The following is a 12936-nucleotide window of genomic DNA, read 5'->3' on the forward strand; positions in this document are numbered from 1 at the left end:
GTAAAGAGGTTTAGACGTCTAGATATGTTGACGTCTAAACATCCGATGGGTATGATTTAGCCTATCACTGTTCAGGAGAAGCGTTTATGACTTACAAGCCGTCAACCATCGCAATTCATAATGGATTAAATGAAGACCAACAATTTGGTTGCGTCGTGCCTCCCATTTATTTATCCAGTACCTATAATTTTACTGACTTTAATGAACCGAGAGCTCATGATTATTCACGTCGTGGAAATCCAGGGCGTGATATTGTGCAAAAAACATTGGCACAACTTGAGGGTGGTAGTGGTTCGGTAATGACTAACAGTGGGATGTCTGCGCTTCACCTGTTATGTACAGTTTTTTTGCAACCGGGGGATTTACTCGTTGCGCCACATGACTGTTACGGCGGAAGCTATCGGTTATTTAATAGCCAAAGCCAGCGTGGGGCTTATCAGGTGCAATTTGTCGACCAAAGTGATGAATCTGCATTGCAGGCTGCATTAGCGAAAAAGCCCAAATTAGTGTTAATCGAAACACCCAGCAACCCACTATTAAGAATTTTTGATATACAGCATATTGCACAGTTGGCTCATGATGTAGGTGCATTAGTTGTTGTGGATAATACTTTTTTAAGCCCAATTTTGCAGCAGCCTCTTTCGCTAGGTGCAGATTTTGTGGTGCATTCATGCACTAAATACTTGAATGGCCATTCTGATATTGTTGCAGGAGTGGTGGTTGCGAAAGAAGAAAAATGGGTAACAGAGCTTGCTTGGTGGGCGAATAATATTGGTGTTACTGGGGGCGCTTTTGATAGCTACCTACTATTGAGAGGTATTCGGACATTATCTCCACGTGTATTACAGCAACAGCAAAATGCACAAGAGATCGTAAAATATCTTAAATCACAGCCTTTAGTAAAAAAATTGTATTATCCTGCATTAGAAGATCACCCCGGGCACGAAATAGCAGTGAAACAGCAAAAAGGCTTTGGCGCGATGCTGAGTTTTGAATTTGCAGGTGATGAGCCACAACTTCGCCATTTTCTTCGTTCACTCAGCCTGTTTACACTAGCGGAGTCATTAGGTGGTGTGGAAACATTGATTTCCCATACGGCCACAATGACACATGCAGGTATGTCAGCAGAAGCCCGTGCGCAAGCGGGGATCACAGATAGCTTGCTAAGAATTTCAGTGGGGATTGAAGATCCTCAGGACTTAATCACAGACTTAGATCACGCATTTCAGGTTGCGGCACAACGTTAGCGGAGTTTTTTGATGAGTGTACTAACAGCGGTTGAGGTGGCTCCTTGCCACCGCCAGTTACATAAGTTTGGGGGCAGTAGTTTAGCCGATGCGAAGTGCTATCAACGCGTTGCAACAATTATGGCCAACTATAGCCAACCCGGTGATTTAATGGTGGTTTCTGCCGCGGGTAGTACAACAAATCAGTTGATTAACTGGTTAAAATTAAGCCAAAGCGATCGTATTTCGGCTCATCAAGCTCAGCAATCATTACGCCGCTATCAACTTGATTTAATTGAATCTCTTTTACCTGAACAAAAGGCTGCAGAGCTAAGCCAGTTATTTATTCACGATTTAGAGCGTTTAAGCGCATTGCTGGATCAACCCATAAATGATGCGATTTATGCAGAAGTGGTCGGGCACGGTGAAATTTGGTCAGCTCGCTTGATGGCAGAAGTGCTTGCCCAAGCTGATATGGCAAGTGCATGGCTCGATGCACGTTTATTTCTGCGTGCGGAACGTGCGGCACAGCCACAAGTTGATGAAATACAGTCACGGTATTTGTTACAGCAACAGCTAACGCAATTACCTAACCGTCGTATTGTGGTAACAGGGTTTATTTCACGGAATCAGCAAGGTGAAACCGTATTACTCGGGCGCAATGGCAGTGATTATTCTGCAACACAAGTTGGTGCGTTGGCGGATGCTGCTAAAGTGACGATTTGGAGTGATGTCGCTGGGGTATATAGCGCGGATCCTCGCAAAGTGAAAGATGCGTGTTTACTGCCTTTGTTACGTCTTGATGAAGCGAGTGAATTAGCGCGTTTAGCGGCTCCTGTTTTACATACACGGACTTTACAGCCTGTTTCTGTGAGCAACATTGATTTGCAATTAAGGTGTAGCTATCAACCTGAACAGGGTTCAACAAAAATTGAACGGGTGCTTGCATCAGGGGCTGGTGCGAAAATCGTGACTAGTCATGATGATGTGTGTCTGATTGAATTGCGTATCGCCGCGGGGCGTGATTTTAAACAAATCTGCAAAGATGTGGATTTATTACTTAAACGTGCTCAATTGCGCCCTTTGGCTCGCGGTATTCATCATGACCGTTCTTTACTGCAATTGTGCTATACCTCCGAGATTGTCGAAAGTGCCTTAAATACCCTTGAAGAAGCCGGTTTACCGGGGTCATTATCATTACGTGAAGGTTTTTCTCTGGTTGCATTAGTCGGTGCGGGGGTGTGTAAAAAACCGTTACATAGCCACCGCTTTTATGAGGAATTAAAAGGGCAACCTGTTGAATTTATTTGGCATTCAGAGGACGATATCAGTTTAGTTGCTGTTTTGCGTTCTAACCAAACGGAACATCTAATTAAAGGGATGCACCAAAGCTTATTCCGCGCAGAAAAACGCATCGGTTTAGTGTTATTTGGTAAAGGGAATATTGGCGCGCGTTGGTTAGAACTTTTTGCCGCGGAGCAACACAAAATTTCTGCACGTAGTGACTTTGATTTCGTCCTAGCTGGCGTAGTAGACAGCCGCCGTAGCTTACTGAATTACCAAGGGATTGACCCAAGTCGTGCACTAGCTTTCTTTGATGATGAAGCCGTAGAGCATGAGGATGATAACCTATTTTTATGGATGCGTTCCCACCCTTATGATGATTTAGTGGTGTTAGACGTCACAGCCAGTGAAACGTTGGCAGATGACTATGTAGATTTTGCCAGTTATGGTTTTCATGTGATTAGTGCAAATAAAATTGCGGGGGCGGCGCAAACGGCACAATATCGTCAAATTCGCGATGCGTTCGCAAAAACAGGTCGTCACTGGTTATATAACGCGACGGTAGGGGCAGGGCTACCGATTAACTATACAGTACGTGATTTAAAAGAAAGCGGTGACTCTATCCTGACTATCAGTGGTATTTTTTCTGGAACGCTATCATGGCTATTTTTACAGTTTGACGGCTCCATCCCATTTAGTGAGCTAGTAGAGCAAGCTTGGCAGCAAGGGTTAACTGAACCAGACCCACGTATTGACCTGTCGGGGCAAGATGTTATGCGCAAATTAATTATTTTAGCCCGTGAAGCGGGTTATGACATCGAGCCGGATGATGTAAGAGTTGAGTCTTTAGTGCCAAAACAAGCACAGGCAGGTTCTTTGGACGCGTTTTTTGAAAACAGTGCGGTTATTAACGAGCAAATGCAGCAGCGCTTAGAAGCAGCGCAAGAACTTGGGTTAGTGCTACGTTATGTCGCACGGTTTGATGCGGTAAAAGGCAAAGCAAAAGTGGGGGTGGAAGCGGTGAAGCCGGAACATCCACTGGCCTCATTATTACCGGGTGACAATGTGTTTGCTATTGAAAGCCGTTGGTATCGAGATAACCCATTAGTGATCCGTGGGCCTGGAGCGGGGCGCGATGTGACTGCGGGTGCTATTCAATCGGATCTGAACCGACTCTCTCAACTTTTATAATCATTTATTCAGTGCATTGGTGTTCTCTTCGGTATTGAGGGCACTAATGCATCATGAAGATTTTTAATTTATCCCTTCATTTTCTGTTTTTTATTCTGATGATTTAATTCTTAAACATTATTCATGTCTTAAAAGTGCTGAATCGACGATATATTGCGCTGAAACAATACTTAAATAAGAAAAATTAATAAAAATAAGGCTGTAATTAAATTTCAGAAAAATCCCCCAAAGTCATTTTTTTCTGATATGAATATACACTGAAGGGTAAATTTAGCGGCCTGCATCACAAAACGACAACTCTAACGCAGCCGACTGAAATTTTGTTACAGGAAACAGGTAGCAGTCTGTTAACCGTGAACCGTGCGGGAATGCATTCTGCCAGAAGCACAAGGTCAGGAGTCTCATGAATCAGCAATATTCCGCAATGCGCAGTAATGTCAGTATGCTGGGTAAGCTACTCGGCGATACCATCAAGGAAGCCTTAGGTGAGGACATACTCGACAAAGTTGAGTCCATTCGTAAGCTTTCCAAATCTTCTCGTGCAGGTAATGAAGTTCAGCGGCAAAAACTGCTGATGACATTACAAAATCTTTCTAATGATGAATTGCTACCCGTTGCAAGGGCATTTAACCAATTCTTAAACCTGACAAACGTCGCTGAGCAATACCACAGTATTTCGCCTCACGGCGAAGCGGCAAGTAACCCAGTAGCATTGAAAAATCTGTTTAGCCGATTAAAAGGCAAAAACTTCACTGATGGTGATATCCAAAAAGCAGTTGAACAGCTTTCAATTGAGCTGGTTTTAACGGCTCACCCAACGGAAATTGCTCGCCGTACGTTGATCCATAAATTAGTTGAGGTAAACAACTGTTTGTCACAACTCGACCATGATGACATTGCGGATTATGAACGCAATAATATCATGCGCCGCTTGCGTCAATTGGTGGCTCAATCATGGCATACCGATGAAATTCGTAAAATTCGTCCAACACCCATTGATGAAGCTAAATGGGGTTTTGCTGTTGTGGAAAATTCATTGTGGGAAGGGGTTCCTGCTTTCTTACGTGAATTTAACGAACAACTTGAGGACTCTATTGGGGCAGTATTACCGGTTGAAGCCAATCCTATTCGTTTTACCTCATGGATGGGTGGAGACCGTGATGGTAACCCGAACGTAACTGCGGATGTGACTCGCCAAGTTCTATTGCTGAGTCGCTGGAAAGCGGCAGACTTATTCCTCAAAGATATTCAAGTATTGGTTTCAGAGCTTTCGATGACGGAAGCGACCCCAGAGCTGCGTGCGCTAGCTGGGGGGGATGACGTTGATGAGCCTTATCGCCAAATCGCGAAAAATTTACGTAGCCAACTATTTTCGACGCTAGAGTACTTAGAGCGCCGTGTAAAAGGCGAGCAAGTTTTACCACCAGCAGACCTATTGGTGGATAATGCTCAATTATGGGACCCGCTATACGCGTGCTACCAATCATTAATTGCCTGCAATATGAAAATTATTGCTAATGGCCAGTTGTTGGATACTCTGCGCCGTATTCGTAGCTTTGGTTTGCAACTGGTACGTATTGATGTGCGCCAAGAAAGTACTCGTCACACTGAAGCCATTGCAGAGCTGACTCAGTATTTAGGGTTGGGTGATTACTCGCAGTGGTCAGAAGAGGAAAAACAACAGTTCTTGCTGGAAGAACTACAATCTTTACGCCCACTTATCCCGCAAGATTGGCAGCCGAGTGCAGAAACACAGGAAGTGTTTGAAACTTGTCGAGTGATTGCGAAAGCCAAAAATGATTCTGTTGCGGCTTATGTTATTTCAATGGCGAAAGTCCCATCAGATGTGTTGGCGGTTAAATTACTGCTAAAAGAGAATGGGGCGTCAGTCCGCTTACCCGTCGCGCCACTATTCGAAACACTGGAAGATTTAAATAACGCAGAAAGTGTGATGACCAAGCTGTTAAGCATTGAGTGGTATCGCAACCTTATCGATGATCGCCAAATGGTGATGATTGGTTACTCGGATTCTGCTAAAGATGCAGGGGTAATGGCGGCTTCATGGGCACAGTATCGCGCGCAAGATGCACTGATTAAATTGTGTGAGAAAGAAGGTGTCACACTGACATTATTCCATGGGCGTGGCGGCACAATTGGACGCGGTGGTGCGCCTGCACATTCTGCATTACTTTCTCAACCGCCGGGTAGTTTAAAAGGAGGGTTGCGGGTAACCGAGCAAGGCGAGATGATCCGTTTTAAATTCGGTTTGCCGCAAGTTACCATTAGCAGCCTTGCGTTATACGCCAGTGCTATATTAGAAGCGAACCTTTTACCGCCACCAGAGCCAAAAGATGAGTGGAAGTCCGTGATGGATTCGCTATCTGATGTGTCTTGTGCGATGTACCGTGATTATGTACGTGAACAACCGGATTTTGTGCCTTATTTCCGTGCCGCAACACCGGAGCTAGAGCTAGGTAAATTACCGCTTGGGTCGCGTCCTGCAAAACGCCGCCCAACAGGTGGTGTGGAAACTTTGCGTGCGATCCCATGGATTTTTGCATGGACGCAAAACCGCTTAATGTTACCCGCATGGTTAGGGGCAGGAGCGGCGCTAAAACATGTCATTGAGAAAGAAGGCAAACAAGCCATTCTTGATGAAATGTGGCAGCAGTGGCCATTCTTTAATACGCGTATTGCGATGTTAGAAATGGTTTATGCAAAAGCAGATTTATGGCTGGCGGAATATTACGACCACCGCTTGGTGGAAGAGCGCTTATGGCCATTAGGGCAAAAACTGCGTGACCAGTTATCTGAAGATATTAAAAGCGTGTTGGCGGTTTCAAAAGATGAAGCGCTAATGGCGGATTTACCTTGGATAGCGGAATCCATCGCATTACGTAATGTTTATACTGACCCATTAAATGTCTTACAAGCAGAGCTTTTACACCGCTCCCGCCAACAAGAGCAGCCCGACCCACGTGTCGAGCAAGCCTTGATGGTGACGATTGCTGGTGTGGCAGCAGGCATGCGTAATACGGGTTAGTTTGTTGATTTTTAAAGTACTTGAATAATATGAGGGCTACCAAATGGTAGCCCTCATTATTTTTACGGGTTATTACGAGTTGGATGAACCATCGTCTGGTTTATCATGATGAATCAAGTGATACGCAGAACGAGCTCGAGGGTGAATAAAGAAATGGTTAGCTGGCGCATTATGCGTTTTGATATGCACCATAGAGACATTAGTTTTCTTACCTTGTTTGTTATGGAAAGCATAAATTACAAAAGGCAGTAAGAAAATAATCACAAAGCTAACCGCAAGTAACGTCACATAGGTGGTATTGCTCGCACCATTCGGTAAAGAACTCGGTGGGAAGAATGAAATCACAAAGGCTAAGATAGAAACAATTAGGCCGACTAACGCAATGAGAAGTTTAATGCCTTTACCTCCCGGTATATTGAAGACACGTTTTTTCTCTGGTTGTTTGCAAACTAACTGCATATAACCTAAAAATAGCATGAAATAGCTACATAAATAGATAACTACCGTTAAGGCTAGAGCAATAAGGAATGACATATTACCACCGCCCCCAGTATTGGTGAGGACGATAATCGCTACTGTTGTGATCAACAACTGCGAAATCACCAGTGTTACCGGTACGCCATTTTTATTCACCTTGGCAAAGCCTTGCGGCAGAATACCTTTCTGTGCCGCGACATACATCCCGCGGGATGGCCCCACAATCCAAGAAGCAATCTCAGCCAGCACGCCAAGCAATAATAGTGCCGCAATAATTCTCACTGCCCATTCAAAGGATGAATTAAAGTGTGTGACAAGCACATTGAATGTTTGTACCACACCAGCAGATAAATTAATTTCACTGTTTGGGATCACCGCTGCTACCGATAACCCACCAATTGAGCTTAAACAAATTGCCGCTATCATGAGTAAAAACATCGCTGCGGGGTAATCTCGACCGGGGTTTTTCATTTCATTAACGTGAGTTGCTGAAGCTTCAACACCCATATAGCTCAAAATAAAGGCGACAAATACCACGAGTGTGCCAATTTTGGTGAAATCAGGAATAAAGGTTTCAGTACTAATTTCAATGGCCAATGGAGAGCCGCTGGCTAAATAGCTGATCGCTAGAAAGACCAAAATTAGCGCTGGAAGCAAGATGCCTGCGAAAAAACCGACTTTCGCAATCGTGGCAGTATATTTAGTTCCGCCAAATTGTGTGAAAGCCAATACCCAGAGAATAACAAGTGCCCCTATCGTTTTGGTGATTGGGTCTGTATTAAGTTCTGGCCAATTCAAAATATAAGACAGTGCCCCTAATACGAAATACAGCATAGGAATAAAGCCAATCGCAATTTGTAAATAACCAAATGAAATGGCGGCAAATCCCCAACGTTCGCCTAATGTATTAGAAACCCATGCAAATACACCACCTTCCTCCCAACCTTCTACGGTTGCCATTTCTGCGGCACACAATGCGACAGGAATAAACCACAATAATCCTCCTAATAGCAGGAAAAATACGAGGCTAAAGCCAGATGTTGCAAATGTTGGATATTCATAAACGGCCATCACCATTGATGCAGTGATGGCAAAAAAGCCAAGTAGTGTCAGTTGCTTTGCGGCTGGAGCTGTCGTTGTTGCCATACGAGTTCTCCTCAAATCGATAAACAATCTGCCTTTTCAGGGCGGATCTCAGTAGGAGCCAAAGAGCCTAAGGCTCTTTGGCTCGTTAACAACACAATCATGAATAAAAGAATTAACTGTGATTAAAGCCGCCGCCTTCTTCTTCTGTTAGCGGTTTATTGACAGGGTGCTTATCGAAATACTCTAAGGTGCGTTTGAAGTCATCAATGAGTAATGCGGCTAAATCTAAACTAACCCCATGACGCACTAGAATACGTTGAATAACAAGGTCTTCACGGTTTGCTGGCATAGAGTAAGCAGGAACTTGCCAGCCACGGCTACGCAGTTTGTCTGCGATGTCATAGAGGGAATATTTGCTGGTGGCGGTGCCTTCTTTCAGTTTCCATGCTAATGCAGGGATACCAGTTTGGCTATCACCATCAAAAATCATTTCAAATGGCCCTAATTTTTCAATTTCACGGCTGAGGTATTGTGCAGTTGCATAGCAAGCGTTGTGGATTTTTGCATAGCCTTCGCGACCCAGTCTCAAGAAATTATAATATTGAGCAATGATTTGACCGCCAGGGCGAGAGAAATTCAGTGCGAATGTTGGCATATTACCGCCTAAATAATTCACATTAAAAATCAATTCTTCTGGAAGGTCTTTGGCTTCACGCCAAATAACCCAGCCAGCGCCTAATGGCGCCAAACCAAATTTATGGCCTGATGCATTAATGGATTTTACACGTGGTAAGCGGAAATCCCATTCTAAATCTGGTGCACAAAATGGAGCTAAGAAGCCGCCACTAGCACCATCCACATGGATAGGAATATCCAGTCCAGTTTCTTTTTGCAGTTTATCGAGCGCATCGTGTACAGCTTTTACGGGCTCATATTGGCAGGTAAATGTCACCCCAAGGGTCGGTACGACACCAATAGTATTTTCATCGACACGTTTGAGCACCTCTTCCGGTGTCATGATGAGGCGGTCACCTTCAAGAGGGATCTCTCGGAGTTCAACATCGAAATAACGAGCAAATTTGTGCCAACAGATTTGAACTGGGCCACAAATTAAATTAGGTTTATCGGTCGGTTTTCCTTTAGCGGCTTGTTTTTTGCGCCATTGCCATTTTAGCGCTAGCCCACCAAGCATTGCAGCCTCTGAGGACCCGATGGTTGAGCAACCAAGGGTATTTTCTGCATCCGGTGAATTCCATAAGTCCGCTAACATATGTACGCAGCGGTTTTCAATTTCTGCTGTTTGTGGATATTCGTCTTTATCTATCATGTTTTTGTCGATAGACAAATCCATCAAATCACGAATTTCATCATCCACCCATGTCTGGCAAAATGTTGCTAAGTTTTGGCGTGAATTCCCATCTAGCATTAATTCATCGCGTACTGCACTAAATACATTACGTGGTGCTTGTTCTTTCAATGGAAACTTGGTTTTTGGTAATGATTTGGATAATTCTAATGATGCGTAGACATCATCCATTCCACTGTGTTTTGAATTTAATGCATTATTACTCATGTTTTAATTCCTCAATGACCATGTGGTAATTAAATACTATTAATCTTGAGCTCAATATTAAATATACGCCGTCTTTTTAAAAATTCAAAAGTGTTCAAATAAAAAAGATAATTTAATGAAAACCGTCATAATTAGAAAGTAACAGTAGAGTGAATGATGGTTTATGGTTATTTTGGTTATAGATAATTTTTCTCAATAGCTGATTATGTTCATAAAATGATGCTAAAAATCACTCAATTTAACTAAATTATTACATTTTTATGGTTTTTATTTCTATGTATTTAGCTTTTTAGTTGTTTTTATTTGATTTTATATGGGCGAAAAATGTAGTGGAAATAAATAAATGTTCATAAAAAACTAATATTTCAATAATGTTAAGTTATGTAACTTTTATTTAAACCCTGATTTTCATAATGTTTAAAGTTAATTTATACCGTTAACCGTTAAATATAATTATTGTGGAAAAATGAATTTGAATATAAAGAAAATAATAGCATGAGTTATATTGTGGAAAAGTAGTTCGCGAATCTAATCAGTTTAGATATCACGTTAATATATTTACCTTAAAGGTACTGGTTCTTTTTTAAGCAAGAAATAACTAGTTCTAGCTATTTGATATTTTTTTCTGGGAAAATAGAAGATATTTATAAGAATAGAAGAAAATAGCAAAGGGATGAGGCAAAATATTCGCCTCATCCGGCTAAATTAAGGCCTAACTCCCAAAGTATGGCAGATAGCATAGGTGAGCTCAGAGCGGTTCAGCGTGTAAAAATGAAAATCTTTCACGCCTTCACGGCTAAGAATTTTGACCATATCCATGGCGATTGATGCGCCGACAAGGTTACGGCTCTCAGGGTCGTCATCTAACCCTTCGTACATTTTACTCATCCATGCAGGAATGCGTACGTTAGTCAGTTTGGCAAAGCGCTCGAGTTGACGAAAGTTAGAGACGGGTAAAATCCCCGGCACGATTTCTACATCAATACCTGTCGCGACGCAGCGGTCACGAAAACGTAAATAGCTCTCAACATCAAAGAAAAACTGAGTGATTGCACGGTTAGCTCCCGCATCAATCTTCTTTTTTAAACTAATTAAATCGGCTTGAGCGCTTTTGGCTTCAGGGTGAACTTCAGGGTAGGCCGCAACAGAAATATCAAAATCCGCTTCACCTTTTAACAGCTCAACTAGATCAACAGCATACATATCTGGTTTACGGCTGTTGTCAGGTAAATCACCACGCAGTGCAACAATATGGCGAATACCATTATTCCAATAGTCACGAGCAATGGCTTTCAGTTCTTCAGGGCTTGCATCAATACACGTTAGGTGAGGGGCTGCAATTAAACCGGTTTTATCCTTAATATCTTTGATGATACTGTGCGTTCTATCGCGTTCGCCAGAATTTGCACCATAAGTCACAGAGACAAATTGAGGTTTCAGGTTTTTGAGCCTATCAATAGATTTCCATAGTGTCTGCTCCATCTCTTCACTGCGAGGTGGGAAAAACTCAAATGAAACATTAATTTGGCCATCTAACTCAGCTAAGTTTTGATTTAGCGCTTCGCGCTGATTTGCGTGAAAAAAACTCATACCCTGTAACCTCGCAATTTGCAAACTAACTATTTTTTGTACGTTATTATATCCATTTGTGCGTCTATACGTTTAGACGTCTAAATAGAAATTACCAGATCGGTACCAATAGTCAATACTTAAATTAAATTATGACGCTGAGGTTTTTTCAATGGCAACAGGAAAATAATTCATGATAAAAAACGCAACCCTGTTCAGTGTCGCGCTTAAACTGATGGCTAGTCATATTTACTCAGTGAAACAGAAGTGCTCAACCATTTGGCTAATTAATTGGCGAGTAGGTTCAATAAAGCGCATATCGATAAATTCATCAGGCTGATGTGCTTGCTCAATAGAACCAGGGCCAAGAACCAACGTCGGGCAAAGCTCTTGGATAAACGGCGCTTCAGTACAGTAATTCACGGTATCCGCTTTTTGCCCCAACAACTGTTCAATTACTGCCACCATCTTGTGGTCCGTTGGGCATTCATAGCCAGGGATCGGCGGATGCATGGGCTCGATCGCCAAGCGACCTGGCCAACGGGCACTAACAGGCTCAAGAGCTTCATTGAGTAGTTCATCTAAGTCCTGCAAAGTCAGGCCGGGGAGTGGGCGAATGTCCATGTGTAATTCACAACAACCACAAATTCGGTTGGCAGCATCACCGCCATGAATATGACCAAAGTTCATCGTCGGGTAGGGAATGACAAATGCAGGGTTGTTAAATCGTTCTTTTAACGTATTTCGTAAGTCCATCAAATGGGAAATAGACTCATGCATTAATTCAATGGCATTGACCCCACGTTCTGGGTCACTAGAATGCCCCGATTGCCCAGTAATGCGGATAGCATTTGATAAATGTCCTTTGTGCGCACGAATCGGTTGTAATGACGTTGGTTCTCCAATAATCGCAAAATCCGGTCTTAGCGCTGTACTGGCTGCAAAATAACGTGCGCCAGCCATCGATGTTTCTTCATCCGCAGTGGCCAATATATGCAGTGGGCGTTTGAGCTGAGTTAAATCCATATCGCGTAACGCATCAACAATAAAAGCAAAAAAGCCTTTCATATCTGCGGTTCCGAGCCCATATAACTTGCCGTCATGCTCTGTTAGCTCAAACGGGTTTTTGCTCCAACGTCCATCATCAAAGGGCACGGTATCGGTATGGCCGCATAGCATCAGCCCACCATTTCCTTCACCAATAGATGCAAGCAAATTATATTTATCTCGCGTTTCCGGCACAGGTTGAATGTTGACTGAAAAACCTAACGTCTCCAGCCACCCACCGAGAAGTTCCACTAGGGCTTTATTGCTTTGGTCCAAATGAGAATCAGTCGCACTAATCGACGGAGTCGCAATTAATTGACGATAAATCTCAATAAATGCAGGTAATTTAATATTCACTGTTGACAGCCTTTATCCATAATAGTATCAATATTCATGCACTTTATTTGAATAAAAATACACATTAAACTGTTTGGGTCACG

7 protein-coding genes are annotated in these 12936 nt (G+C 42.9%); 3 read left to right on the forward strand and 4 right to left on the reverse strand.

Annotated elements, in window-relative coordinates:
• The first annotated feature begins 86 nt into the window (after positions 1-86).
• The 3 genes from metB (at position 87) to ppc (ending at position 6744) form a co-directional block, all read left to right on the forward strand.
• A complete protein-coding gene (gene metB / locus SJ312_RS19940) occupies positions 87-1247 on the forward strand; it encodes a cystathionine gamma-synthase (protein WP_004265317.1) in 1161 nt (386 codons plus the stop codon).
• A gap of 12 nt (positions 1248-1259) precedes the next feature.
• On the forward strand, positions 1260-3701 hold the full coding sequence (locus SJ312_RS19945) for a bifunctional aspartate kinase/homoserine dehydrogenase II (RefSeq protein WP_094961901.1): 2442 nt from the start codon (positions 1260-1262) through the stop codon (positions 3699-3701).
• 403 nt (positions 3702-4104) lie between these two features.
• Positions 4105-6744 (forward strand): phosphoenolpyruvate carboxylase, encoded by a 2640-nt coding sequence (ppc, locus tag SJ312_RS19950; protein WP_094961902.1) that lies wholly within the window; start codon positions 4105-4107, stop codon positions 6742-6744.
• 72 nt (positions 6745-6816) lie between these two features.
• Here ppc and gadC read toward each other — a convergent pair whose 3' ends face one another.
• The 4 genes from gadC to argE form a co-directional block, all read right to left on the reverse strand.
• A complete protein-coding gene (gene gadC, locus SJ312_RS19955) occupies positions 6817-8367 on the reverse strand; it encodes a glutamate:gamma-aminobutyrate antiporter (RefSeq protein WP_094961903.1) in 1551 nt (516 codons plus the stop codon).
• 112 nt (positions 8368-8479) lie between these two features.
• Positions 8480-9880, reverse strand: a complete 1401-nt coding sequence (locus SJ312_RS19960) for a glutamate decarboxylase (protein ID WP_004265325.1) — start codon at positions 9878-9880, stop codon at positions 8480-8482.
• Positions 9881-10585: 705 nt separating this feature from the next.
• Complete coding sequence (gene metF / locus SJ312_RS19965; RefSeq protein ID WP_110592826.1) at positions 10586-11470, reverse strand: methylenetetrahydrofolate reductase; 885 nt, start codon at positions 11468-11470, stop codon at positions 10586-10588.
• Positions 11471-11698: 228 nt separating this feature from the next.
• Entirely contained in the window at positions 11699-12853 is a 1155-nt protein-coding gene (gene argE / locus SJ312_RS19970) for an acetylornithine deacetylase (protein ID WP_112308370.1), read from the reverse strand.
• Between the last annotated feature and the right edge of the window lie 83 nt (positions 12854-12936).

This window comes from Providencia sp. CIM-Carb-044 (assembly GCF_033901115.1).
In the GTDB taxonomy this organism is placed as follows: domain Bacteria; phylum Pseudomonadota; class Gammaproteobacteria; order Enterobacterales; family Enterobacteriaceae; genus Providencia; species Providencia hangzhouensis.